Origin of the sequence: Methylosinus trichosporium OB3b (assembly GCF_002752655.1) — a bacterium.
GTDB lineage: Bacteria > Pseudomonadota > Alphaproteobacteria > Rhizobiales > Beijerinckiaceae > Methylosinus > Methylosinus trichosporium.
Genome location: NZ_CP023738.1, coordinates 192,242 through 217,390 on the forward strand (window position 1 = coordinate 192,242; position 25,149 = coordinate 217,390).

General features: G+C 64.6%; 20 protein-coding genes and 1 pseudogene. 14 read left to right on the forward strand and 7 right to left on the reverse strand.

Annotated features, from left to right (window positions below; genetic code table 11):
* Positions 1 to 780: 780 nt before the first annotated feature.
* Entirely contained in the window at positions 781 to 1,809 is a 1,029-nt protein-coding gene (locus CQW49_RS22045; protein WP_040567885.1) for a FecCD family ABC transporter permease, read from the forward strand.
* Positions 1,802 to 2,605 carry an ABC transporter ATP-binding protein gene (locus tag CQW49_RS22050; protein WP_003613843.1) on the forward strand — a complete coding sequence of 268 codons (804 nt, stop codon included), beginning with the start codon at positions 1,802 to 1,804 and terminating at the stop codon, positions 2,603 to 2,605. Before CQW49_RS22045 ends, CQW49_RS22050 begins: the two co-directional genes overlap by 8 nt.
* 18 nt (positions 2,606 to 2,623) lie before the next feature.
* On the opposite strand, the pseudogene CQW49_RS22055 reads toward CQW49_RS22050, so the two are convergent.
* Positions 2,624 to 2,967: pseudogene (locus CQW49_RS22055) on the reverse strand (IS3 family transposase); the annotation flags it as partial.
* A 32-nt stretch (positions 2,968 to 2,999) separates the two neighbouring features.
* Here CQW49_RS22055 and CQW49_RS22060 point away from each other — a divergent pair.
* The 12 genes from CQW49_RS22060 to CQW49_RS22120 all read left to right on the forward strand — a co-directional run bounded on the left by CQW49_RS22060 (position 3,000) and on the right by CQW49_RS22120 (position 16,132).
* A complete protein-coding gene (locus tag CQW49_RS22060; RefSeq protein WP_003613845.1) occupies positions 3,000 to 3,296 on the forward strand; it encodes a cupin domain-containing protein in 297 nt (98 codons plus the stop codon).
* Positions 3,297 to 3,494: 198 nt separating this feature from the next.
* Complete coding sequence (locus CQW49_RS22065; protein WP_003613847.1) at positions 3,495 to 4,442, forward strand: family 2A encapsulin nanocompartment shell protein; 948 nt, start codon at positions 3,495 to 3,497, stop codon at positions 4,440 to 4,442.
* A gap of 86 nt (positions 4,443 to 4,528) precedes the next feature.
* The gene (locus tag CQW49_RS22070; protein ID WP_003613850.1) at positions 4,529 to 6,733 is read left to right on the forward strand and encodes a family 2A encapsulin nanocompartment cargo protein cysteine desulfurase; all 2,205 of its coding nucleotides are present in this window, start codon (positions 4,529 to 4,531) and stop codon (positions 6,731 to 6,733) included.
* A 217-nt stretch (positions 6,734 to 6,950) separates the two neighbouring features.
* The gene (locus tag CQW49_RS22075; RefSeq protein ID WP_003613853.1) at positions 6,951 to 7,394 is read left to right on the forward strand and encodes an RrF2 family transcriptional regulator; all 444 of its coding nucleotides are present in this window, start codon (positions 6,951 to 6,953) and stop codon (positions 7,392 to 7,394) included.
* A gap of 392 nt (positions 7,395 to 7,786) precedes the next feature.
* A complete protein-coding gene (locus tag CQW49_RS22080) occupies positions 7,787 to 10,096 on the forward strand; it encodes a TonB-dependent receptor (RefSeq protein ID WP_244441395.1) in 2,310 nt (769 codons plus the stop codon).
* A 99-nt stretch (positions 10,097 to 10,195) separates the two neighbouring features.
* On the forward strand, positions 10,196 to 10,942 hold the full coding sequence (locus CQW49_RS22085) for an outer membrane protein (RefSeq protein ID WP_003613857.1): 747 nt from the start codon (positions 10,196 to 10,198) through the stop codon (positions 10,940 to 10,942).
* Positions 10,943 to 11,121: 179 nt separating this feature from the next.
* On the forward strand, positions 11,122 to 11,889 hold the full coding sequence (locus CQW49_RS22090) for a hypothetical protein (RefSeq protein ID WP_024750072.1): 768 nt from the start codon (positions 11,122 to 11,124) through the stop codon (positions 11,887 to 11,889).
* Positions 11,890 to 11,931: 42 nt separating this feature from the next.
* Positions 11,932 to 12,669: a MotA/TolQ/ExbB proton channel family protein gene (locus CQW49_RS22095; RefSeq protein ID WP_065083594.1), complete on the forward strand. Its 738-nt coding sequence runs from the start codon at positions 11,932 to 11,934 to the stop codon at positions 12,667 to 12,669.
* Positions 12,650 to 13,090 (forward strand): protein TolR, encoded by a 441-nt coding sequence (gene tolR / locus CQW49_RS22100; protein ID WP_024749691.1) that lies wholly within the window; start codon positions 12,650 to 12,652, stop codon positions 13,088 to 13,090. The genes CQW49_RS22095 and tolR overlap by 20 nt, the downstream gene beginning before the upstream one ends.
* Positions 13,091 to 13,803: 713 nt before the next feature.
* Positions 13,804 to 14,508: a S41 family peptidase gene (locus CQW49_RS22110; RefSeq protein ID WP_157926103.1), complete on the forward strand. Its 705-nt coding sequence runs from the start codon at positions 13,804 to 13,806 to the stop codon at positions 14,506 to 14,508.
* A gap of 11 nt (positions 14,509 to 14,519) precedes the next feature.
* Positions 14,520 to 15,527 (forward strand): XdhC family protein, encoded by a 1,008-nt coding sequence (locus tag CQW49_RS22115; RefSeq protein WP_003612347.1) that lies wholly within the window; start codon positions 14,520 to 14,522, stop codon positions 15,525 to 15,527.
* Entirely contained in the window at positions 15,524 to 16,132 is a 609-nt protein-coding gene (locus tag CQW49_RS22120) for a nucleotidyltransferase family protein (protein WP_003612349.1), read from the forward strand. The genes CQW49_RS22115 and CQW49_RS22120 overlap by 4 nt, the downstream gene beginning before the upstream one ends.
* Here CQW49_RS22120 and CQW49_RS22125 read toward each other — a convergent pair.
* From CQW49_RS22125 to CQW49_RS22150, 6 genes are all read right to left on the reverse strand, one after another.
* Entirely contained in the window at positions 16,105 to 18,282 is a 2,178-nt protein-coding gene (locus tag CQW49_RS22125; protein ID WP_003612351.1) for a xanthine dehydrogenase family protein molybdopterin-binding subunit, read from the reverse strand. The two genes, CQW49_RS22120 and CQW49_RS22125, sit on opposite strands and share 28 nt — an antisense overlap.
* An 11-nt stretch (positions 18,283 to 18,293) precedes the next feature.
* A complete protein-coding gene (locus tag CQW49_RS22130) occupies positions 18,294 to 18,743 on the reverse strand; it encodes a (2Fe-2S)-binding protein (protein ID WP_003612353.1) in 450 nt (149 codons plus the stop codon).
* A gap of 75 nt (positions 18,744 to 18,818) precedes the next feature.
* Positions 18,819 to 20,771, reverse strand: coding sequence for a multiheme c-type cytochrome (locus tag CQW49_RS22135; protein ID WP_003612355.1), 1,953 nt, complete (start codon positions 20,769 to 20,771; stop codon positions 18,819 to 18,821).
* A complete protein-coding gene (locus CQW49_RS22140; RefSeq protein WP_003612357.1) occupies positions 20,768 to 23,032 on the reverse strand; it encodes an arylsulfatase in 2,265 nt (754 codons plus the stop codon). Before CQW49_RS22140 ends, CQW49_RS22135 begins: the two co-directional genes overlap by 4 nt.
* Before the next feature lie 204 nt (positions 23,033 to 23,236).
* Positions 23,237 to 23,911: a DUF938 domain-containing protein gene (locus CQW49_RS22145; protein ID WP_003612359.1), complete on the reverse strand. Its 675-nt coding sequence runs from the start codon at positions 23,909 to 23,911 to the stop codon at positions 23,237 to 23,239.
* Positions 23,912 to 23,948: 37 nt separating this feature from the next.
* Positions 23,949 to 24,992: an alpha/beta fold hydrolase gene (locus CQW49_RS22150; protein ID WP_003612361.1), complete on the reverse strand. Its 1,044-nt coding sequence runs from the start codon at positions 24,990 to 24,992 to the stop codon at positions 23,949 to 23,951.
* Positions 24,993 to 25,149 lie beyond the last annotated feature (157 nt).

The window sequence follows — 25,149 nt, forward strand, 5'->3', positions numbered from 1 at the left end:
CGAATCTCGGCGGAGATCACGAGTCGGGCGCGTCTTCGCGGGCGACTTGGGCTTCCGGCCGCGGGGATCCTTTTTGTAGTGCGGCTCGCGAGACTCTTCGACCGCCGCGAGGGGCGGCGCGGCGGCCATGGAAGGGACGCCGATCGTGCCTTTGAGCGTTCCGATACGCCATCGGATCGGCTTTTTCTGGGGTTTCGGAAGCAGTGGGTTGCGAGGCACGGCGAGCTCGATCGAAAGGGCGACGCCATATAGCCAACAGAATAAAGTGAAGCAGTCAAACGTTTTTTATTTGGCTGAAAACGAATATATAATTTGTCCGTTATGTAACATATTTTATGTGCGATTCACGCTCGAGGCTGGGGCTCGCAGCGCCTCTCGTTGGGTGCTCCAGGCCGCGGAAAGCACGAGCCGACTTCCGCGCAATTTGGATCAAACGCTCCAGACGTCCCTTCCCGATTCGCAAGCCGCTGTTGGACCAGGGTTTCTGGCGGCGCAACCTCCGTCCGCCTTCTCGGCCTCATATTCGAATGCGCTCTCGACGGCGCCTTCTTCGCGCAGAACAGCATTGCATTCCGCGTCGAAATCGGACCGAATCGACACACCACAACCGCAAGTATTGGACTTTACCAGTTTTCCCGCTATTGCTGAAGGGCGCGACAGGCCTGTGCAGATTGTCGCAACGCCTACGCTCAAAGAAGCGGCTTCCTCTCGCTGAAAAATCGATATAACAATTGCATAGATAGCGTATGCCGAGCGCATGAGATGAGGATCGCGGCGAAAATGCTTCGCAAGCTGGGCGCTGACCATGTTCCGGTCCTTCTCTTCGTCGCCATCGTGCTGTTGATGCTGTTTTCGCTGACGCTGGGGCGCTACCCTGTCCCCTTCGCGGATGTCGCGCGCATCGTCTTCACCACCTTTCCCATCAACGCCGTCGGCGATTATGAGAACGCCCCGTGGGTCGTCGTCGAGATCGTGCGCATGCCGCGCATTCTGCTCGTCACCCTCTGTGGCATGGGTCTCGCCCTTTCGGGAGCCGCTATGCAGGGCGTCTTTCGCAATCCGCTCGTCGGACCGGAGGTCGCGGGCGTCTCCTCCGGCGCCGAGCTCGGCGGCGTCGCAGCCATCATGCTGTCCTGGCCGCCGCTCGCCATTGTCGGCATGGCTTTCGCCTCCGGCCTCGCCGCGCTCGCCGCCGCTTTCGCGCTGGCCCGCCTCGCCGGACGCGCCAGCACGCTCGCTCTCGTCCTCTCCGGCGTCATCGTCGGCGGCTTCTGCTGCTCGCTCGTCGGTCTGTTGCAGACGCTCGCCGACCCGATGGTGAAGCTGCCCTCCATCGTCTATTGGCTGCTCGGCAGCTTCGCCGGCGCGACCTATGAGAAGGTGGCGATCGTCGCCGGCGTCACCCTCTTTGCGGGAACGGCCCTGCTCGCCCTGCGCTGGCGCGTCAATCTGCTTTCGCTGGGCAATACCGACGCCGCCGCTCTCGGCGTCGATGTCGAAGCCTTGCGCTGGGGGCTCATGGGCCTCGTGGCCCTGCTCGTCGCGGCGCAGGTCTCCGTCTCCGGCGGCGTCGGCTGGGTCGGGCTCGTCGTGCCGCATCTCGCCCGCATGCTGGTCGGGCCGGAACATACCCGCCTCTTGCCGACCTCCGCCTTTCTCGGCGGCATCTATCTCCTCGCCATGGACGATATCGCGCGCGGCGCGACCGAGCAGGAGATTCCAATCGGTCTTCTGACCAGCGCGGTCGGCACGCCGGTCTTCGCTTTCCTCTTCTGGAAGACGCAATCGAAAGGTTGGATGCGTGAGTGAGCCGGCGATCTCCCTTTCCGACCTCGGCTATTTCTATGTGCCGGACCGATGGGTGCTGCGCCATTGCGACATGCGCGTCGCGCGCGGCAGCGTCTTCACGCTGCTCGGCCCCAACGGCCGCGGCAAGACGACGCTGCTGCATCTCCTCATTGGCGCTCTGAAACCCTGCGAAGGCGGCCTCGCGGTGAACGGCCGCATCGCCTTCGTGCCGCAGCTCTTCGAGACCGCCTTCGACTATACTGTGCTCGACATGGCGCTGATGGGCCGCGCGCGCAAGATCGGCCTGTTCTCGCAGCCCTCGCGCGTCGACGAGGAGGCCGCGCTCGCCGCGCTCGATCGCTTCGGCATGGCCGACTACGCCGGGCGGCTGTTCGGAGAGCTCTCCGGCGGCCAGCGCCAGCTCGTCATCTTCGCGCGGGCGCTCGTCGCCGAAGCGGACATTCTCGTTCTCGACGAACCGACGTCGGCGCTCGACCTCGAGAACCAGTCGCTCGTCCTCGAGCGCATCTTTGCCCTCACGCGCGACCACGGGCTGACGATCGTGATGACGACGCATCACCCGCATCACGCTCTGGCCGTCGCCGACGACGCGCTGCTGATGGGCGGGCAAGGCTATTATCTCTTCGGCAGGGCGCGTGAGATTTTGACCGAGGACAATCTCTGCTCGCTCTATCGCGCGCCACTGAAGCGCATCGTCTTCGAGCATGAGGGCAGCGAAATCGAGACGATCACGCCGATCTTGATGCCGGCGAGGACGGCGCGTCTTCACTCCGACGAGACCGTCGAAGCGGATTGAACCGCCCAGGGATTTGAGTCACGCCGCGATGGCGGCCTCCTCGAGTTCCGCATAGTAGCGCGCTTCGGCTTCGGCCGGCGAGGTTCTGATCGGCCCGCGCAATCTTCGGTTATTGAACCGGTCGACCCATTCGAGCGTGGCGAACTCGAAGGCCTCGAAGTTCCGCCACGGCCCGCGCCGCCAGATGACCTCGGCCTCGAAGAGTCCGTTGATCGTCTCGGCGAGCGCGTTGTCGTAAATGTCGCCGACGCTGCCGACCGAGGGGTCGACGCCGCTTCGGCGAGGCGCTCCGTGTATTTTATAGAGATGTATTGAACGCCTCGGTCGCTGTGGCGCACGAGACCGCTGCCGTGAGCGGGCCGGCAAATCCCTGGCGATATCCCGCACCGGCGCTTTGGTCTCTCGCGCGCTCTATCCCTACGACTGGCGGCGGCCGGTCGAATTCTACCATCTCACCATTGCGCCCAGCCATATCGAACGCTCGGAAGCTCATGCGCCGGGCGCCAAGGAAGATCTCGTCGTCGCGCGCGGCTCGATCGAGATCGTCGTGGGTCGCGAGCCGGCCGTGCAATTGGACGAAGGCGACGCCGTCGACTTCGTCGCCGCCGTTCCGCACAGCTATCGCAATCTCGGCGTTGTTCCCGCAGTCTATCTGGTCATGTCCTACGCCGACGCCGGCGACGAGGGCTGAGAGGAGCACACAGAATATCGTTCTTATAGACGTATACAAAACAAATATATTAGAAGCAATTTGCCGGTGTAGAATATTTTTCTACTTGTAATGCTATTGATTCGGGCGCGACGCCCGAGTAATCAGGGTGGGCGGCGCCTGCGCCGCTCCATTCGATGACGGCCGACGTTCTTCGGCGCGCTCCGAGGTATCCAATAAATGACCACAGAACCCGAAGTCCGACGGACTCTGAGCGAATCCGCGGCCCGCCAGCTCGCCAATGCGACCAAGACCAGAGCGCAATGGTCGGGCATAACGCCCCGCTGGCTCGTCTCCTTCCTGCCCTGGACGCCGGTCGAGGCCGGCATCTATCGCCTCAACCGCGTGCGCGAGGACAGCGCGCTCACCGACGCCGACGTGACCTGCAGCCCGGCCCGCGACCGCGACGCCGATCTGCCGGAGACCTTCGTCGATTACCAGGATGCGCCGCGCGAATATTCGATGAATGCGGTGACGACCGTGCTCGATGTGCAGACCCGCGTCTCTGACCTCTACAGTCATCCTTATGATCAAATTCAGGAGCAGGTGCGTCTGCTCACGGAAAAGGTCAAGGAGAAGCAGGAGAGCGAACTCGTCAACAATCCCGAATATGGATTGCTGGCCAACGCACATCCCTCGATGAAGCTGTCGACGCGCACCGGCGCGCCGACGCCCGACGATCTCGATGAGCTCATCGCCCGCGTCTGGAAGGAGCCGGCCTTCTTCCTCGCGCATCCGCGCGCCATCGCTTCCTTCGGGCGGGAATGCACGCGCCGCGGCGTGCCGCCGCCGACCGTCACCCTGTTCGGCTCGCCCTTCCTCACCTGGCGCGGATTGCCGCTCGTCCCCAGCGACAAGCTGTTCATCGACGAGAACGGCAAGACAAGCATCCTCCTGCTGCGCACCGGCGAGAAGAAGCAGGGCGTGATCGGTCTGTTCCAGCCAGGCATTCCGGGCGAGGTGGCGCCGAGCCTCTCGGTGCGCTTCATGGGCATCAACCGCAAGGCGATCGCCTCCTATCTTATCTCGCTCTACTGCTCGGCCGCAGTGCTGACGCATGACGCGCTCGGTGTGCTCGAAGGCGTCGAGGTCAGCAAATATCACGACTATCCGGACAAATATGTCTGATCCACTCGCGTCTCGAGGCTTTTGCGCCGGCGGCTTTCACGCCCGCCGGCGCGCAGTATCGGCAATTCCGAATAGAGAGAGCGATAATGTCTTCAGCGCCGTCGAATTCCGCGGCCTTCGGCGCCGCCGCGCCGGACGCGCCCTCCGAAGAGGCGCTGATGCGCCATGGCGCGCCGGCCTTTCCCGATCCGGCCCTGATCGCCCGCTTGGCCAACGCCTTTTTCCTGGCGCCGCCAAACGAAGCGCCGGCGCCGCTCTCGCCCGGCGCGCCGATCGTGCCGCCGGCGCTGCCAGAGGCGCCCGCGCCCTCCGTGGTCACCAGCGTCGCGCCATTGGCGCCGGCGCGTTCGCCGATGGGGCCGCCCGATGTGCCGCCGACCACGATTCCCTCCATCGCGCCGACGCCGAACCTTTCCACGCCTTCGGCTCCGGCCGGATTGCCGCCGGCGGTTCTGCCCCCCGCCCTTTCCGATGTTCCGCAGCCCGGCGCGTCGGCTGGCGCCTATGAGTCGGGGACCCCGGCCGCCGCGGCCATCGACTATTCGGCCATTCCGAGCTCTCTCGCGCAATTCGGCGGCGTGTCGCCTCTGCAAGGGCCGGCGCCCTATGGCGGCTATGACGCGGATTCTGTCCCTGGCGGCGTGAAGGCCGCACCGACGGACAATCTCTATTTTCTGCGCAAGCAGGACGTCGCTCCTGGGGCCATTCCCTCGGCTTCGTCGCTCTCGCTCGTCGATCGCTATGATGCGGACGCCGCGGCGCCGGATGCGCCGACGGCCGACATCGCGCGAGAGAGTTCCGCTTATGCCGGTCCGTCCCGAGCCGATCCGCACCGGCTCTCCGATGCGGTCGCACTCGGGACGCCCAATGTCGCTCTTCCAAGAATCTCCAGCCAGGAGCGCAGCTTCGCCCCTGGCGCCGCGGGTCCGGCCGCGGCGGACTCCTTCTATTTTCTCGACCGCGCCGGCGTGGTCCCCGCCGCTCCGGCTGCGGCTCCCGCGGAGCCGCAGGGCTTTGCGCCACAGATCGTCGCCGCAGCGCCTGCGAGCCCCAGCGCCTTCGATCCTTATGCAGTCAAGCGCGATTTTCCGATCCTGCAGCAGCAGGTGCATGGCAAGCCGCTGGTATGGCTCGACAATGCCGCGACGACGCAGAAGCCGCGCGCCGTCATCGACCGGCTCGCGCATTTCTACGAATATGAGAACTCCAATATCCACCGCGCCGCCCACGCGCTGGCGGCGCGCTCGACCGACGCCTATGAGGCGGCGCGCGAGAAGGTGCGGCGCTTCCTGAAGGCCCCATCGGTGAAGGACATCATCTTCGTCCGCGGCGCGACCGAGGCGATCAATCTGGTCGCTCAATCCTGGGGCCGGCGCAATGTGCAGGCAGGCGACGAGATCGTCATTTCCTGGCTCGAGCATCACGCCAATATCGTTCCCTGGCAGCAGCTCTGCGCCGACAAAGGCGCGCGTCTGCGCGTCGCGCCGGTCGACGACCGCGGCCAGATCCTCCTCGAGGACTATGAGAAGCTGCTCAATCCGAAGACGCGCATCGTCTCGGTGACGCAGGTCTCCAATGCGCTCGGCACGGTGACGCCGGTGCATGAGATCACCGCGATGGCGCATCGTCATGGGGCGCGCGTGCTGATCGACGGCGCGCAATCGGTTTCCCATATGCCCGTGGACGTGCAGTCGATCGACTGCGACTTCTTCGTCTTCTCCGGCCACAAAGTGTTCGGTCCGACCGGGATCGGCGTCCTCTATGGCAAGGATGAGGTTCTTGCCGACATGCCGCCCTGGCAGGGCGGCGGGAATATGATCGCCGACGTCACTTTCGAGAAGACCATCTATCAGAGCCCGCCCGAACGCTTCGAGGCCGGCACCGGAAATATCGCCGACGCCGTCGGGCTCGGCGCGGCCCTCGACTATGTCGAGTCCATCGGCATGGAGGTCATCGCCCGCTATGAGCATGATCTGCTCGTCTATGCGACCGAGAAGATGCGCCTCGTGCCTGGGTTGACGTTCATCGGCACGGCGACGGAGAAGGCGAGCGTGCTCTCCTTCGTGCTCGACGGCCATCGCACCGAAGACGTCGGCAAGGCGCTCGACCGCGAAGGCATCGCGGTGCGTGCAGGGCATCATTGCGCGCAGCCGATCCTCCGCCGCTTCGGCCTCGAAGCGACCGTGCGTCCCTCTCTCGCCTTCTACAATAGCTGCGCCGATGTCGATGCGCTGGTCGCGGCGCTGCTGCGCCTGCAGAGCGGTCGAGGCGGCCCGATCCGAGACCTCTGAGCTCGACAGAGCATTCGGTTGAACGGCGACGGTGTCGGAGGAGGCGCGCGTCGACCCCCTCCCTGTCGAGAGGGCGGTCGAGCGCCAACGACGCTCGGGAGGGGCGGCGCGCCCTCTCTCGTTCGCGGCGTTCGCAACACCCTCTAATATCTATGGTGTTCATTGACTTTAGGCGCTATCTATATAGCCTACCGTTTTTATATACGGAGGCAGGCGCTTGCTGACCAAGAAGGGCAAATACGGCCTCAAAGCGATGGCGCATCTCGCGCGATTTGCGCCCGGACATTGCGTCCCGGTGAGCGAAATCGCAACGACCCAGCACATTCCCAAGAAATTTCTCGACGCCATTCTGTGCGAGCTGCGTAACTGCGGCTACGTCGCATCCAAGATGGGAAAAGGCGGCGGATACACGCTCGCGCGGCCGGCGGATGAGATCATGATCGGAGACATTATTCGCGCGCTCGATGGTCCGCTCGCTCCGCTGCCCTGCGCCAGCAGGTCCAGCTACCGGCCCTGCGACGACTGCAGCGACGTCGCCCGCTGCGCCGTCCGAATGGTCATGCAGGAGGCGCAGCAGGCCCTGTCGAAAGTGCTCGACAACTGCACGCTCGCCCAGGCCTGCACAACTGCAATGACGATCCCGCTCTGCTACGAAATTTGAGCGACCATCCGTTTCTCGCCGTCGGATCGTTCGTGACGACGACAGACGCGAGCCTCGACGCATTCTGACGCTCGATGCGCCATTTGGATTTTCGATCGCGCCTTCGGGCGCTTTTTTTTTGCTTCGCGATCGGGCGACGCGGCGCAGGGGATCAGATTATTCGAACCGGCGCTCATTTGTCGGGCGGAACCGATCTTTGCGCTTGACCTTTGCCGCTATTCATACAAATTAGGTAGATATATGTAGCTTGGAGTACCAAGATGGCCGGCGGGAAATATCGTAATCGTCTTCTGTGCAGTGTTCGGATCGCGCCATATGCGTTGCTGGGCGGCGTCGTCGGAGCGCTCTGGTCGCCAGCTCGCGCGGAGGATGCGAAAGTCGACGATGTTACGGTGACGGCCCGTCATCGCGAGGAAAAAGCGCAAGATGTGCCGCAGCCGATCGCTGTCGTCGGCGGCAAGACGGCCGACCAGCAACAAATCTTGAGACTTCAGGAATTCGCACAGAAAGTCCCGAACTTCGGCTTCTTCGTCGGTAATCCACGGGGCTCGGGAGCGAACATTCGCGGCACATCTGGCGCGTTCACGAGCGCGGACGGCGCCGAGAGCGCCGTCGGTTTCATCGTCGACAATGTCTTCTACACGCACACAGGCTTCCAATGGGCCGATTACGTCGACCTTCAATCGCTGGAAGTGGCGCGCGGTCCCCAGGGAACGCTGCTCGGAAAGAACACGACCGCCGGCGCGGTCGTGATCCATACGCAGCTCCCGTCGTTCGCCCGCTCGGCGACGTTGGAGACGTCATACGGAAATCGCGGCCGCATCATTGAGAAGCTCAATGTCACGGGACCGATCATCGACGACACGCTCGCATATCGCGTGACCTTCTTTCTCGATAAGAGCGGCGGCTTCATTCATGACCAAGTGACCGGCGCCGGACTGCTGAACAACAATCGCTGGGGCGTTCGCGCGCAGTTTCTTTATACCGGCGACAATTTCACCGACCGGCTCATCTTCGAGCGGCTCCGGTCCGACGAATACAACAATTACAGCGCGATTTGGGGAGATTCGATTCCCTTCTTTGTCAATGGAGCGTCGGCGCGACAGTTCACTCAAAATGTGGCCAGCCGCCTCGGCAAGCAGATCCTCAGCCTCGACCCTTATCATCCGTATTTGACGCGACTGGGCGATCTCGATCAGCGAACTCACGGTCTTTCGAACGAGATCAACTATCAGTTCGGCGAGAACACGCTCACATCGGTCAGCGCCTGGAGGGAATTCATTCTCCATCCACGCAACTCTCTGGGCTCGGCATATGGCAATGAGCTCGAGATCATGTCCACAGCGTTCGACACCCAGGTCGAACAATATTCCGAGGAGCTCCGCTTGGCCTCGCCGAAAGAGCAGGAGCTCGAATGGCAAGTGGGCTTCTACGGCCTGCGCGAGTCGATCTGGTCCTATCGTCATGATGACTACGGCGTGGACTCGGCCCAGTGGTTCTCCAACAATATCGCCACCGATCCCGCTCTGCTGAATGGCGTGGTCGGCCACCAGGACGGCAAGGCGACGACGACGAGCTTCGCCGCATTCGGCCAGGGAACCTGGCATATCGACGAGCAATGGGCCCTGACTGCCGGGCTACGGAACACGTATGAAATCAAGAACGGCTCGGATTTCGGTTGGATCAGCGGCTTCAATCCGGCCTTTTCGGTTCAACAGGTTTTGAATGCGGTCGCGAAAGCGAAAGGCGGCGTCACCCAATTCGATACGGGCGGACAGAGGAAATTCAACAACTCCCTGGCCGGACTGCTCAACCCCTCCTATCGCTTCAACGAGAACATATTGACGTATGCCTCCCTCTCACGCGGCGAAAAATCTGGAGCGGTCAACACCAATGCGCTTCCCATTCTCGACAGTGCTCAAAATTTCGTGGGGTTCCAGCCGGTCATCATCAAGCCGGAAGTGACCTGGGACTATGAGCTCGGCGCCAAGACGAACTGGCTCGATGGAAAGCTCATCGTGAACGCCAATCTCTATTGGCAGGATACATATAATTTCCAAACAACACTCGTGAACACGAGCTTGGTCGACTCCACCGGCGTTCCAATCAACAACACTTATCTCGGAAACATCGGTCATGTTCGCTTCCGAGGCGTCGAGTTCGATGGACGATGGAGTCCATTCGAACGATTCTGGCTGACATTCTCCGGCGCTCTGACCGAAGCTCGATATATCAATTACAAGAATGGGTCGCCTCCGGTCGAATGGCGCTTTGCCGGTGGGCCCGCGTCGCTCGACTTCTCGGGCACGAAGATGGCTGGCGTCGCGCCCCTGTCGTTCAATGTGGGTTTCAACTACGATCACCCTCTCGGCAGCGCTCTATCCGGCGCGGGCTTCGATCAGCCTGTCACGGCCTACACCTACGCCAATGCGGCATGGAAGGACACGACGCCTTTCGCGAATGGCGCCGGCACAGGAGACTGGTTGCTCTACAAGGTCTCACAACGTCCGTACACCCTCGTCAATTTCGGCGTGGGCCTGCGCACGGATGATGATCGCTACAATGTGTTTTTCTGGGTCAAGAATCTGTTCGACGAGCGCTATTTCACAAACGTCGCCGTTTCGACTGGCGGAGCGCCCAACACCCTAACCTATGGCGATCCCCGTTGGTTCGGCGGAACCGTGCGTGTGCGATTGGAGTAGCGCGCCCCCACGACGAGATTCCGTCTTCCGGGCAGCAGCGCGCGAGCAGTCCAGCCACGTCCGATCGGCCGCCCAAATCATCGCTCGAGGAGTTGTCGAATGAATCGCAAAGTCATCACCATGTCACGCTTCGTCGCCGCGGCGATGCTGCTCGCCGCTCCGGCCGAGGCGGCCGACCTTCCATCCACCCAAGCGCCGGCGGCTCCCCCTGCTCCTTCGTTTTCCTGGCGCGGGTTCTATCTCGGCGGCTTCGCGGGCGCTCTGCTCGGAGACGGGACATTCACCTATTTCGAGCAGACGCCCATGCGAGGAGCCGCATTGGTCGGCGGCGGCACGATCGGCTATAATTGGATGTGGACGCCGACGCTCCTCGTCGGAATCGAGGCGGATTTCGGCTATCGGGGACAGGTCTACTCCGAGCGCGTGAATCGTGTGTATCCGGGTCCCACGGATGGCGGCGTGCTCGGCACCGCTCGCGCGCGATTGGGCTATGCCTTCGCCCCGCGCTGGCTGAGCTACGCCACTGCGGGCTTTGCTTATGGGACCGACTTCCCGCCGCGTGGCTTCACTTCGACCATGCCTCTGACATTCGGCGTGCAGAATACCGGGACGACAGTTCGAGCCGGTTGGACGGCAGGAGCCGGCGTCGAATACGCCTGGTCCGATCTGATCTCCGTCAAAGCCGAATATCTCTACGTTCGCCTCGCGGACTCCGGCGTCGCCTATTCGACCAATTTCGGCTCTGTTCCGCTCGGCGTGACGAGCGCCGGCCATATCGTGCGCGGCGGCGTGAACTTTCATTTCGTCACGGGGAACGCATCTGCGGTACAGGCGACAGCGCACTGACGGTTTCTCTCTACGCGCATCGCTCTTCGTAAACCGAATTCGCGCGTACGCCTCCACTCTCTCACGCCGGCCGTGTGATTCTCCGTTTGGTTCGTCGCGGCGACGCTTGTGAGTTATTTTCCTATGCGTTGATAGGAAAGCTCATGTGTAATGAATCCCGCTTCGGCAATGAGGGACCAATGTCGTCAGCGACCGCACCGAGCTATGCTCCCATCCTCGATGAACCCAATCCAAGGCGCGACGAAGCGCCGGGCGTCCAGGGACTGCTGCGCGCCTCCCCGCCGCGTCCGAACGACGCCGCCCGTTGCGGCGCCGTCCTTCTATACGCTCTGGCCTTCGGAGTTGTCGTTAAGTTGGGCTTCAGCGCTCAAGAGAAGCCGATCGAAGAGCAGAGCATGATCGAGCTCGCGACGATCCCACCGGAAGAGGCTCCCGCGGAGGAAGCGCCGGCTCCGCCTGAAGAGCCCGACCTGCCAGAGTCGCCGCCACCCGAGCCCGAAGCGGCGGCGCCGCTCCCGGAGGTGAAGCCTCCGCCGCCCAAGCCGGTTCAAAAGCCGAAGCCGAAGGTCGAGAAAGAGCGCCCGCGCCGCGAGGCTCGGCCCGCGCCGGCGGAGCGGGCGAAAGCGAGCGGCCCGCGTGTGGACGCTCCCGCGGCGCGCGCGCCCGCTCCCGCCGGCGCTCAGACATCCGCGATCGCCAATCATTTTCACGCCTGCATGCAGAGAGCGGCGAGCAACGCCTATCCCGAATCGCAGGCGCCGCGTCATGCGCGCGTCGGCTATCGCGCCGTGTTCGGTCCGACCGGCGCGCTCGTCTCCTATTCGATCACGCCATCGGGCAACGGCGCTTTCGATGCGATCGCCAATCGTCTCGGCGGACGTTGCGGCTCGGTTCCCGCGCCGGGCAAGTCCGTTTCATTGTCGGGCGCGCTCACCTTCAGTCCCTGACGCCCTCGGACCGTTTCCCTCGAGCTGAAAGGCCATGATTCCATGAGTGACGCTTCCGCCGCCTCGGCCGCATTGTCGCATTCGCTGACGCCGGTCGAATTGTTCCTTCAGGCCGATTCGATCGTCAAGACCGTCATCGTCCTGCTCATTCTCGCCTCGGCCTGGGGATGGACGGTGATCGCCGAAAAGCTGATCCGCCTCGGCGTGCTGCATCGGCGCGCGGCGAGGCTCATCGACAGCGTTCAGAAAGAGCTGCCCGTCGCCGACCTCCCGGCGTCTTTCGACGCCGCCTCGCCGGAGGATCCGCTCGTGCAGGTCTATCGCGCAATGGTCGACGAGAATGCGCGCTCGTCGGATTTGCAGCACAGCGAGACGCAGCGCGACGCGCTGCAGGAGCGTGTGCATCGGGTCGGCCAGCTCGCCGCGGCCAACGCCATCGATCACCTGCACGCCCGTCTGCAGGGCCTCGCGACGATCGGCGCGGTCGCGCCTTTCGTCGGGCTCTTCGGCACGGTCTGGGGGATCATGAATTCGTTCCAGGGCATAGCGGCGTCCAACAACACCAGCCTCGCGGTGGTCGCGCCCGGCATCGCCGAAGCGCTGTTCGCCACCGCCCTCGGACTCGTCGCCGCCATTCCGGCGGTGATCTTCTACAATCGCATCAGCGGCGATATCGGCGCCTATGGCAAGCGCCTCAACTCTTTCATCGGCGTGTTCGAGGTGGAGCTGTCCCGTCAATTGTCTCGCAAGGGAGATCGCAATGGCCTTCGCGCTGCGTAAGCATGATTCCGAATTCGACCCGCAACCGATGGCGGACATCAATGTCACGCCGCTCGTCGACGTCATGCTCGTCCTGCTCATCGTGTTCATGGTCGCGGCGCCGCTGATGACCGCGGGCGTTCCGGTCGATCTGCCGAAGACGCAGGCCAAGCAGCTCGACGATCAGCAGCCGCCGATCGTCGTGAGCGTGGATGCGAACGGCGCTTTCTTCGTCGACAAGCGCGAGGCCGGCGCCGCGGAGGGGCTGCTGGCTCTGCTCGCGGAGAGCAGCGGCGGCGCCAAGGACCGGCGCGTCCATATTCGCGCCGACAAGGCCGTGCCTTACGGCAAGGTCGCCGAAGCAATGGGCCTCGTCAGCTCGGCCGGCTACGCCAAGGTCGCGCTCGTCTCCGAGGCGGCGAGGGGCGCCGCGCCCCGATGACACGCGCTGCGGCAGCGTCCTATAGGAGAAGTGCGCGAAAAGAGATAGATTGGCCGGGCGCCCATGCCGTCGAGGAGGCCCATCGTCCGCCATGTTGTCCAATAAAGCCAAATACGGCTTGAAAGCGCTCATCCATCTCGCGGGAGCCGAAGGCCAATGCCTCGCAGGAGACATTGCGAAGACCATTGGTATTCCATCAAGCTAGACGTTCGTGAATCGATCACCCTCATTCTCGATCGTACGAGCATCGCATTGCTGCGCGACAGAGCCAGCCGCGAGACCACAGCCTTACGCTGACGTCTCCGGCTTTCAAAGCCGCAAGGGTCGGCGTCCGAGCCGCGCCGCACGGCTAGGAGCATCCAATGAAACCCATTCGGTCGCACGTCCTCGAGGCTCGCATGCTGTGGGCGTTGGCAACGCTTCTCGCGGGGCCCGCGAGCGCTGACACGGCGCCCACGACTGCGTCACAGTCGGATCGCCTCGCGATTCGCCGGACGGTGAGCGAGATCGCCGCGGGTTTTCGGTCGGCATATATTGATCCGGGCAAGGGCGACCGCACAGCCACAGCGCTCGAACAAGCCCTCGCGGCGAAGGCTTATGACGATCTCGTCGATCGGGATGAATTCATTCGACGCCTCACCGCCGACCTTCGGTCCTTGACGAACGACGAGCACATATTTCTCGTTCGCAATTTGCGACCACCGGGGCAAGCCGTGTCGCCTCGGCCCAATGACGCCGGATTCGAGCGGGTTGAACGCCTCGAGGGAAACATCGGCTATATTCGCTTGATCAGATTTGCGCCTCCGGAGATTTTCCGCGATGTGGCGAACAACGCCATGCGCCTCGTCGCCGACACGAACGCGCTGATCTTCGACATCCGCGGCAACAGAGGCGGTCATCCTCGATCGATCGCCTATCTGAGCAGCTTCCTGCTCGATCCCTCGAGGTCGATTCATCTCGCCGACGCGGTATGGCGCAACAAGGGAACGTTGAACTTCAGGACCGAGGAGTTCTGGACCAGCCGGACTCCCGACCATTATCTCGATAAGCCGGTCTACATCCTCGTCGGCCCGGAGACCTTCTCCGCCGCCGAGGGCTTCGCATATCATCTGCAAGCTTTGAGACGCGCGACGATCATCGGCGCCAAGACGAAAGGCGGCGCCCATGCGACCGAACCAGACGCAGTGGTTGCGATCGAGCCGGATTTGTTCCTCGTCGCGCCGAACGGGCGAACGGAAAATCCCGTCACGAAGAGCAATTGGGACGGCGTCGGCGTTCGACCCGATGTAGAGGTCGCTCCAGAGACCGCGCTGGTCGCCGCAATGAAGTTGGCGCTGGCGCGCCAGTCGGATTCGACGAGCGAGGGCGCCGGCGTTGCGGCCCCGCAGCAGACCGCCGGCGCTCCGGATCATCGCTGACGGGAATTCGAATGGCCACGGAAGATACAAAGATATTACTGCAGGCGCAGCTTTGGCGTCGCACGGGCCGTCGCGTCGCCATCGCGACTGTGATCGAGACCTTCGGCTCGGCGCCGCGGCCGGTCGGCGCGCATCTCGTGGTCGATGAGACGGGCGCATTCGTCGGCTCTGTTTCCGCAGGCTGCGTCGAGAATGACGTCATCGTCGCAGCGCTCGACGTGATCGCCGATGGCGTCGCGCAGCGTCTCGAATTCGGCGTCGCGGACGAGACCGCCTGGCGCGTCGGCCTCTCCTGCGGCGGGCGCATCTGCGTGCTCGTGCAAAAGCTCGACGACGCGGCCGCCGAGCTGCTCGATGTCTCGTTGCGCATGAGCACGGAGCGGCGCGCGCATACGATCGCCACGCCGCTCGACAACGGCGTCGCGCGCGTCATCGAGACCGGCGATCCACTCGCGGCTTTTGCCGGCTGGAGCGGCGTCGCCACGCATGAGGCGCAGCGATGGTTCATCGAAGGGCGCGAACCGGCGCCGCGGCTCGTGATCATCGGCGCCGTGCATGTCGCGCAATCGCTCGCGCCCATGGCGCAAATCGCCGGCTTCGAGACGATCATCGTCGATCCGCGCATCGCCTATGCGACCGCCGACAGATTCCCCGATGCGCGTCTCGAGCCGCGCTGGCCGCAGGAGGCGCTCACCGATATCGGCCTCGACCCATGCACCGCCATCGTCGTCCTCACGCATGACCCGAAGATCGACGATCCCGCGCTTCGCACAGCGCTCGCCTCGCCATGCTTTTATGTCGGCGCGCTGGGGTCGCGCGCCACTCATGGACGCCGCGTCGAGCGTCTCGCCGCGAGCGGCGTCTCGCGCGACGCGCTGATGCGCATCCGCGCGCCGGTCGGTCTGGACATCGGCGCGCTCGGCCCGGCGGAGATCGCGGTCTCCATCCTCGGCGAGATGATTCTCGCGCGCAAGCGCAAACCTTTGCGCAGCAGCGCCGCCGTGAAGGAGGTCGCGTGATCGCGGCGATGGTGCTCGCGGCGGGGCGAGGCGCGCGCTTCGACGAGCAGGGCGAGAACAAGCTGCTCGCGGAGTTCGGCGGGCGGCCGCTGATCCGCCGGGCCGTCGACGCCGCGCTCGGCTCGCGAGCCGCCCAGACCATCGTCGTGACGGGCTGGGACCATGTGCGCATCGCCGCTGCGCTCGGCGATCGCCCAGTGACGTTCGCGCATAACGCCCGGCATCGAAGCGGCATGGCCTCGTCTCTGCAAACGGGGCTCACCGAGGCGCGCGAGGCGGATGGCGTGATCGTGCTGCTCGGCGACATGCCGACGATCGAATCTCCTCTTCTCGATCGTCTCATCGACGCATTCGAGACGACAGGCGCCTCGGCAGTGATCCCGGTTCATGAGGGACGCCGCGGCAATCCAGTCCTGCTCGGCCGCGCGATTTTCCCGCGGCTCGCGGAGCTGCGCGGAGACGAGGGCGCGCGGCGCCTGCTGCGAGAGCTCGATCATGTCGTCGAGCTCGATATCGGCGAGACTGTGGTCCTCGCCGATGTGGACACGCAGCGCGATCTCGATCGGCTGCGCGCCGATCAGACGAAGCCGACGTCGAGCTTCTGAAGCGGAACGTCGCGAATGCGCTTGCCTGTGGCGGCGAAAAAAGCGTTGAGCACCGCCGGCGCCGCGACGCAGATGGTCGGCTCGCCGACGCCGCCCCAAAAGCCGCCGCTCGGCATGACGATCGCTTCGACCTTGGGCATATCCTTGATGCGCATCGAATCGTAAGTGTCGAAATTGGCCTGCTCGGCGCGGCCATTCTTCACCGTGATCGCGCCGAAGAACAGCGCCGACAGCCCATAGACGAAAGAGCCCGACACCTGACGCTCGATTTGCGCCGGATTGACGGCGTAGCCCGGATCGGTCGCCGCGACGATGCGATGGATCTTGATGCGTCCAGCGTTTTCGACGGAGATCTCCGCCGCCGCCGCGACATAGCTGCCATAGCCCATGAAGGAGGCGAGGCCGCGATGCACGCCTGCCGGCGCCGGGCGGCTCCAGCCGACCCGCTCGGCGACGGCGTCGAGAACCGCGAGCTGCTTTGGATGGCTCGCCATCAAGCCGCGGCGGAAAGCGAGCGGATCGGCGCCGGCGGCATGCGCCAGCTCGTCGATGAAGCTCTCGAGATAGAGCGCATTGTGATTGATGTTGACGCCACGCCAAAAGCCCGGCGGCACGGGCGGATTGCGCATCGCATGCTCGACGAGAAGATTGGGAATGTCATAGCCGAGCTGCGCGTCGCCGGTCGCGACGAGCCCCTGCAGCGCCGCCGGATCGAGACCATTCTTCACCGCCTCGGGCCGCACGCTGGCGAGGATCGATTGTCCCGACAGGCGAATGCGCAGACCGACGAGCTTATTATCCGCATCCAACGCGCCGACGAGGCGGCATTGCGTCACGGGATGATATTTCCCATGCGCCATATCCTCCTCGCGCGACCACAGCAGCTTCACCGGACGTCCCGGGAATTGCTTGGCGAGCAGCACCGCCTGCGTCACATAATCGGTGAAGCCGCGACGACCGAAGCCGCCGCCGAGCATTACCTTGTGAACCTCGCATTTTGCCGCCGGCAGGCCGGAGGCCGCGACGACGGCGGCGAAGGCCGCCTCGCCATTCTGCGTTCCGGTCCAGACCTCGCATCGCTCGGGCGTATAGAGCGCGGTCGCGTTCAGGGGCTCCATCGCCGCATGATTCTGGTGCGGATAACTGTAGACGGCCTCGATCATCTTCGCCGCGCCGGCGATCGCCGCCTTGGCGTCCCCATTGCTGTTGCCGACGACCGCAGGCTGCGAATCCTCGAGCCCTTCCGCGAGCCATGCAGCCGTCGCTGCGCTGGAGGCGTTCGCATTCGGGCCGTCGTCCCAGACGATCGGCAGAGCGTCGAGCGCCTTCTTGGCGCGCCACCAGCTGTCGGCGACGACGGCGACCGCGCTGTCGCCGACGGGCGCCGCATCGACGACGCCGGGCAGTGTGGCGATCGCCGTCTTGTCGAAGCTCTTCAGACGGCCTCCGAAGGTCGGGCAATCCTTGATCGCGGCGCTGAGCAGGCCCGGCAGCTTCACGTCTATGCCGTAGATCATCTTGCCGTTGGTCTTGTCGGCCGTGTCGAGACGCGCCACGCCCTTGCCGGCGATCTTCCAGTCTTTCGGGTCCTTCAGCGCGACATCGTTCGGCGGCGTCAGCTTCGCCGCCGCGGCGGCGACCTTGCCGAAGCTGATCGAGCGCCCCGACGCCGCGTGCGAGATGATCCCTTTCTCCGCCCGGCAGTCCTTCGCCGGAACGCCCCATTGGTTCGCCGCGGCCTGGATCAGCAATTGGCGCGCGATCGCGCCGCCCTTGCGCACATAATCCTGCGAGCCGCGAATGCCGCGGCTGCCGCCGGTCGAAAAATCGCCCCAGACTCTGTTGCGCGCGGCGCTCTGACCGGGCGTCGGATATTCGGTCGTCACCTTCGCCCAGTCGCATTCCAACTCCTCGGCGACGAGCTGGGCGAGGCCGGTGAGCGAGCCCTGGCCCATCTCCGAGCGAGCGATGCGGATGATGACGCGATCATCCGGCTCGATGACGACCCAGGCGTTGACCTCGGGCGCGCCATCCGCGGCGAGCGCGCCCTTCGGGCCGCCGGGAATATCGAGACCGAGCGCGAGGCCGGCGCCCAGCGAGGCGCCGCCGATGATGAAGCCGCGCCGGTGAAGAGAGAAAGACCCGCCCATCTTCATTCTCCTCACGCTTTCGCCGCGGCGTGGATCGCCTCGCGCGCTTGTTGAAAGGTTCCGCATCGACAAATGTTGGAGATCGCCTCGTCGATGTCCTGGTCGCTCGGATGCGGCTTCTCGGCGAGCAGCGCCGCTGCGGCCATCAACATGCCGCTTTGGCAATAGCCGCATTGCGGAACGTCATGGTCGATCCAGGCGCGCTGCAGGCGATGCTGCGCGGCGTTTTCTGCCAGGCCTTCGATAGTGGTGATCGCCTTGCCGGCGACATCGGCCGCGAGCACGCTGCAAGAGCGGACCGCGACTCCGTCGATATGAACGGTGCAGGCGCCGCATTGGCCGATGCCGCAGCCATATTTCGTGCCGGTGAGGCCGATCTGCTCGCGGATCGCCCAGAGCAAGGGCGTATCGGGATCGACGTCGATTTCGACGGCGCGCCCGTTCACGATCAAACTCGTCATGTTCCAATGCCTCTCGATCGCCGTTCGCTCGCGCTTTTCTTACCAAAGTTGTAGACTTAATGGAAGGGCGCTCGCTCACCGCGGCGGCGTCGCGAGCCGATAGGCGCGCGCGATGGCGGGATCATCGGGCGCGAGCGTGACGGCGCGGGCGAGCTCGCTGCGCGCCTCCATCTCACGGCTTTGGCGCAACAGCCACAGGGCGAGGGCGTAATGCGCCACAGCGTCGGCGGGGTCGCGCCGCACGGCCTCGCGCAAGGGCGCCTCGGCCTCGGCGTCGCGCCCCTCACTGCGCAGCAGATCGGCGAGATCGAGCCGCGCCGGCGTGAATTTCGGATCGAGCCGCAGCGCCGTCTCGAAAGCGGCGATGGCCTCCAGCGGCCGACCCTGCTCGGCGCGCAGCGCGCCGACGCCGAGATGAGTCTCCGGCCGCTCTGCCGAGACCAGCTCCGCGGCGACCCATTCCTCGGCCGAGACGCCCGTCGCGGCGAGCAGCCGCGCCGCTTCGAGACGCGTCGCCGCCGCCGGATCGGCGAGGAGCGGCGCGGCGAGCCGGCGCGTCGTTGCGTCATAGGGCTCGAGCGCGCGGATCGCGCCGAGGCGCAGAAGCGCGTCGGAGGAGCCGATCGCTTCACGAATCGCGCGCAGCGCCATCTCGCCGGGCGCGCGCGCCAGCAGCGACAGCGCCGTCGCCCGCATGATCGCGGATTCGCCGCCGTCGCCAGCGAGCGCGGCGAGCGCCTCCGCTGCGCCGGGCGCGGCGCGCCGGCCGAGCGCGATGGCTTTCGCGGCGCTCGCTTGTCCGAGGCGTCGGCTCCCCCAGCCGCGCATGGCCTCCGCCGCCCAGGACGCAGGCTTGTCGGCATGACAATCATTGCAGGCGTTGGGAACGCCGAGCGGCGCGAGATCGGGACGCGGAACGCGGAAGCCGTGATCATGCCGCTCATGAACCTGCATATAGATGCGGCTCGGCATGTGGCAGGCGACGCATTGCGCCTCGCGTGTTCCTGGCGCGTGATGATGATGGCTGGATGCGTCGAAGCCCGCGGGCTCATGGCAGCGCGCGCAAAGCGCATTGCCTTGCTCCCGCAGCGCGCCGCCATGCGGCTCGTGGCAATCGATGCAGGCGACGCCGGCGCGATACATGCGGCTCTGCAGGAAAGAGGCGTATTCGAACACCTCGTCCTCGATTTGCCCGTCGGCGCGAAAAAGACCTTTGTCGAGCAATGCCGGAGCATAATCGTCGAGAAAGCGGCGCGTCGGCGCGGGCGTCTCGGACAGAGCGCGACGCCGCGAATGGCAGGGGAAGCAGAGTTCCGAGCGATCATCGCTCGCCGATGCGGCGAAGCCCTTGTCGGCGCCCGCGCGCGCGCCGCCGCGCGCCCAGGCGACATGCGCCGAGCCCGGACCATGACAGGCTTCGCAAGCGACACTCACATCGGTCCATGTCGTGCGATAAGAATCCGTCGTCAGATCATAATTCTTGCGCAAGCCGGTCGAATGGCAATCAGCGCACATGAAGTTCCAATTCTGATTGCGGCCGCTCCAATGCAGCGGATCGCCCCAGGCGATCGTCTCTTCGGGATAGAGGCCGAACCATCGCTGGCCGCCTTTTTCTTTCGGCCGCGCATCCCAGGCGACGCTGAAGGCCTGTAGACGTCCGCCCGGCGCCTCGACGAGATATTGCTGCAGCGGCGTGACGCCGAAGGTGAAGCGCACGCGATCCTCGCGCGCTTCGCCGGCCGGTCCTCTCGTCTCGATGATGAAGGCGTCGCCGCGACGAAAGAAGCGCGTGGCCGCTCCATTCTCGGTGAAGGCCACGTCGTTGAAATCGCCGAGAACGGACGCTGAGGTCGCCTCCTGCATGGAGCGCGCGTGATGCGACGTCCGCCATAGGTTTGTCTGCGCGGCGTGGCAGTCGGCGCAGACGCCGCTTCCGACATGGCGAGCGACATCGTCGAGCGGCGTCTGCGCCGCCGCACCCGCGACGCAGAACCAGAGCAGCAGAACGCGCAGCCAAATCGCGATCAACGAAGCTCCACGCGGGCCGATTCGATCTCGCCGGCATAAGGGAACGGCGACGCATAGGCCGGGCTCACCGGCGCGCCGCCGTCACGTCCGAGATCGAGCGTCTCATTGTAGGAGAGCACGAGATTGTCGATCCGGCCTTCGCCCGCGAGCGTCTCCCCGATGAACAACTTGCCGGCGCCCGGGAAGGGGCCGTTCGGTCCTCTCGGCGGTGCGCCCGGCGCCGGCGTGAACTCGAAGGCGACGCGCAGCTTGCCGCTCGGCAGGCGCGCCTGCGATGCGACATGTCCGGTGATAGCGCCGAAGGAATTGGCGTCATATTGCAGCAGGCCATCCTTCACATAGAGCGTGAAGCCGCCGTAATCGCCGCCATCCGCCAGCAGGACGCCATCGGCGCCGCCCTTCGGCACGACGAGATCGACGACGATCCTGTGCGCGCGGCCCGAAAGCTTCGGCCCGATGCGCGACGGAATGTCGTCGGCTCCGGCGCGATAGACGAAGAGGTCGCGTCCATCGGCAGGCGAAGGCAGCGGCGTGCGCTCGGGAAGGATCGGATAGATCTGCGTGCGCTTCGCCTCCGTCTCGAACAGAGCGATGAGCTCGGCGAGCTTTTCCGGTCGCTGCGCGGCAAGGTCATGCGCTTGGGAAAAATCATGGGCGAGGTCGTAGAGCTCCCAAGGATGTTGGCCCAGCGGCGCGGCGGCGCGCTGAAGCCTCCACGGCGGCTCATGACGCGCGCCCGCCCACCAGCCATCCGCGTAGACGCCGCGATTGCCGACGGTCTCGAAGACCTGGCGCGGATGCGAGCTCGGCGCGGCGGCGTCGACGAAGCTCTTCACGAAGCTCGCGCCTTCGAGCGGGATTTGCCGAACGCCGTCGACGCTCTCGGGGAATTTCACGCCGGCGGCCTCATAAATGGTCGGCGCGATGTCGGTGATGTGCTGGAACTGCGTGCGCAGTCCGCCTTTGTCGGCGATGCGCGCGGGCCAGGAGACGATCAGCGGATCGCGCGAGCCGCCGAGATGCGAGGCCGCCTGTTTCATCCATTGAAAGGGCGTGCTGCTGCTCCAGGCCCAGGCCGCGGCGTAATGATTGTCGAAGCGCTCCTCGCCGAAGCGCTCCGCTTGCTTCAGCCGCTCCTGCGTCGACGGAATGGAGCCATCCGCATTGATGACATCGCGTCCGTCGAGTCCGCCTTCGCCGCTGCCGCCATTGTCTCCGGCGATATAGAGGACGAGCGTGTCGTCGGCGATTCCGTCCGCGCGCAAAGTGTCGAGCAGGCGTCCGACCTCATGGTCGGTGTGCTCGAGAAAGGCCGAATAGACTTCCATCTGCCGCGCATAGAGCGCCCGCTGCTCGGGCCTCAGCTCCGCCCAGGCCGGCAGCTCCGCGGGACGCGGCGTCAGCTCGGCGTCGGCGGGAATGACGCCGAGCTGCTTCTGCCGCGCAAACGTCTCCTCGCGCAAACGGTCCCAGCCCTGGTCGAACTTGCCGCGATATTTGGCGATATAGTCTTTTGGGACGTGATGCGGCCAATGCGTCGCGCCCGGCGCGAAATAGAGGAAGAAAGGCTTTTGTGGCGCAATCGCCTCATGGCGCCGCAACCAATGAACCGCGTCGTCGACGAGATCGCTGGTCAGATGATAGCCCTGCTCCGCCGACTTCGGCGGGTCGGCCGGAACGGTTCCGCGATAGAGCCGCGGCGACCATTGGCTGTCATAGCCGGCGAGGAAGCCATAGAAATAGTCGAAGCCGAGTCCCGTCGGCCAGCGCTCGAACGGCCCGTCTGGAGAAATCTCCTCATAAGGCGTGTTGTGCCATTTGCCGAAGGCCGCGGTGCTGTAGCCATTGTCACGCAGCACGCGGGCGATGGAGGCGGCGCTCTTCGGCCAATGGGCGTTATATCCCGGGTAGGGCGCGGCGATATCCGCGACCGTGCCGAAGCCGATCTGATGATCGGTGCGGCCGCTGAGCAAGGCCGCGCGCGTCGGCGAGCACAGCGCGCTCACATGGAAGGCATTGTAGCGCAGGCCAGAGCGCGCGAGTCTGTCGAGCTCCGGCGTCGCCGTCGCGCCGCCGAAAGTCGAAGTTGCGCCGAAGCCGACATCGTCGAGCAGCACGAGCACGATATTGGGCGCGCCCGCCGGCGCCTGCGGGCCCCTTGGCCAGCTCGGCGCTTCAGCCTTTGCGACCGTCTGCGCGCTTGCAGCGGCGACGCAAATATGAAGCGCGAGCGTCAGAGTCGCCAGCGTTGTGGTTTTCATTTCGATCATCCGAATGAGCGGCTGGGAGGCGCGCGGGTCTCGCCGCCAAATCGGCCGGCGATATGCTTTGGCAAGACCTGGCGAAAGCAATGGAGACACAAAGCGCGAGTTTACATGTCGACTGGTAGAACGCCGCATCCCTCGCCTCCCCCGCTGCGCGGGAGGGGAACGCGGCGGGGGAGGGTCGGGCGGGCCGTCGGCCGTTCAGGCGCGACCGAAGACGAGGATGAAATTATTGGCCGGCAGATCGAGAATCTTTTTCAGCGCGATCCCATGGACCGCGGCCGCCTTCTCGAGATCCTTCACATCCTTCAATCCCCATTCGGCGACATTGGCGGCGAGGATCTCTTTGTCGAAGGATTCATTGGACGACGTCGTATATCTGCCGTCGACCTTGAACGGACCATAAATGGCGAGGAAGCCGTCCTTGGTCAGCACGCGCGCGGCGACTTGCGCGATGCCGTCGGCGATGGCGACGGGCGCGACCTGGAACAAATTGACGACGAAGATCGCGTCATAGAGCCGATTCTTCGGATCGGGCCAGGTCGCCGGATCGGTGAGATCGATCCGGACCGGATCGGCGACATTGCCGTTGCCCGCCTCGGCGCGCTTCTGCTCGATCGTCGCGAACACATCGGCGTCATAGTCCGACGGCTGAAAGCTCAGCGCCGAAAAATGCGGCGCAAAATAATTGATGTGATTGCCGGCGCCGCTGGCGAGCTCCAGCACATTGCCGCGCTCGGGAAAGATCTCCTTGAACACGGAGAGGATCGGGTCGCGGTTGCGGTTTCCCGCCCAGGCGACATAGGGGCTCAGCGGATAGGGATCGATCGGCGGACGATCGGCGGGAACCGTGTCGCTCGTTGTTGTGGTCGACATGACGTTCTCCTCGGTTGCGGATGCGTGGCAGGGCTGCTCAGCTCGCGAGCAGCTCCTCGAGATGACGATCGATGGCGGCGTTGTAGGCGGGGTCGGTCCCGAACAGAGCGAGATGTCCCCACGGCGAGGAGACGCGCCGCAGCTCGCTCCCCGCGATCAGCTTCTGCTCCGCCTCGAGGTCGGCGAGCGGAAAGAAGCCGTCCTCCTTTATGGCGATGACGAAGGTCTTCGCGCTGATGCGGCCCAGCGCCCGCGCGAGATCGCCGTTCTCCAGACGCGAGGCGTCGGCGTCGCGCCATTTGGACAAGAGGAGGACGAGATTATTGGGGTCCTGGGGAAGGAAATGGCCCTCGACGAAACCGGCGACGAAGTCGTCGGGCGTCGAAAAGCCGAGATCGCTCCATCCGCGGGTGTTGAACAGAGCGGGCGAAAATCCGGAAGCGGCGAAAATGCGGGCGTGGCGTCGCAGGCCGCGATGAACCAGCGCCGCGCGCTCATACCAGCCGTCATCGAAGGCGGGATCGGAGACGATGGCGTCGATGAAGGTCGACACCAGAAGCCTGTTGTGCGCCGTGCCGCGCGCGAGCCCCGCGATCGGCGCCGCGCGTCGCACCGCTTCGGGGAAGCGCGCCGCCCATTCATAGGTCTGCTGCGCGCCCATCGAGCCGCCGAGGACGAGCGCGAGACGCTCGACGCCGAAGGCTTCCGTCACCAGACGATGCTGCGCGCGCACATCGTCGGCGATCGTGATGCGCGGAAAACGCGCCGCGTCGAAGGGCGGCGCGGAATTGCTCGGAGAGGACGAAAGGCCGGCGCCGATCTGGTTGACGAGGATGATGAAATATTTGTCGGGATCGAGCGCTCGTCCGGCCCCGACATAGGCGCGCTCGAGAATTTTCGACGTGCCCGAATACCAGCTCGGGAACAGGATGGCGTTGTCGCGCCGCGCCGATAATTTTCCGAATGTAGCGTAGGCGAGCTTCAGGCCGCGAATCTTGTCCCCGCTCTCGAGTTCGAAATCGCCGAGATCGCGGGTTTCATATGGCCCGTGCAGGGCTTGTGAATAGTAGCTGGCCGTCACTGACGCTCCCCTTCTGGGCTCCGCCGCAGACTGCATTATCATATCAAGTAGGTCAAGTTAGAAAAATCATAAGTCGCAGCATGCTCAGTTTTTTTGATCGATGTGGCTCAACAGCCCACATTTTGCCTTGTTATATGATAGGATTATTTGGTTTATG

What these genes read in the sequence shown, in the direction of transcription:
- tolR (WP_024749691.1), top strand. Translation starts at nt 12,650, where the DNA reads ATGGCCTTCGCGCTGCGTAAGCATGATTCCGAATTCGACCCGCAACCG.
- CQW49_RS22070 (WP_003613850.1), top strand. Translation starts at nt 4,529, where the DNA reads ATGTCTTCAGCGCCGTCGAATTCCGCGGCCTTCGGCGCCGCCGCGCCG.
- CQW49_RS22115 (WP_003612347.1), top strand. Translation starts at nt 14,520, where the DNA reads ATGGCCACGGAAGATACAAAGATATTACTGCAGGCGCAGCTTTGGCGT.
- CQW49_RS22130 (WP_003612353.1), bottom strand. Translation starts at nt 18,743, where the DNA reads ATGACGAGTTTGATCGTGAACGGGCGCGCCGTCGAAATCGACGTCGAT.
- CQW49_RS22140 (WP_003612357.1), bottom strand. Translation starts at nt 23,032, where the DNA reads ATGAAAACCACAACGCTGGCGACTCTGACGCTCGCGCTTCATATTTGC.
- CQW49_RS22125 (WP_003612351.1), bottom strand. Translation starts at nt 18,282, where the DNA reads ATGGGCGGGTCTTTCTCTCTTCACCGGCGCGGCTTCATCATCGGCGGC.
- CQW49_RS22090 (WP_024750072.1), top strand. Translation starts at nt 11,122, where the DNA reads ATGTCGTCAGCGACCGCACCGAGCTATGCTCCCATCCTCGATGAACCC.
- CQW49_RS22065 (WP_003613847.1), top strand. Translation starts at nt 3,495, where the DNA reads ATGACCACAGAACCCGAAGTCCGACGGACTCTGAGCGAATCCGCGGCC.
- CQW49_RS22095 (WP_065083594.1), top strand. Translation starts at nt 11,932, where the DNA reads ATGAGTGACGCTTCCGCCGCCTCGGCCGCATTGTCGCATTCGCTGACG.
- CQW49_RS22045 (WP_040567885.1), top strand. Translation starts at nt 781, where the DNA reads ATGCTTCGCAAGCTGGGCGCTGACCATGTTCCGGTCCTTCTCTTCGTC.
- CQW49_RS22145 (WP_003612359.1), bottom strand. Translation starts at nt 23,911, where the DNA reads ATGTCGACCACAACAACGAGCGACACGGTTCCCGCCGATCGTCCGCCG.
- CQW49_RS22085 (WP_003613857.1), top strand. Translation starts at nt 10,196, where the DNA reads ATGAATCGCAAAGTCATCACCATGTCACGCTTCGTCGCCGCGGCGATG.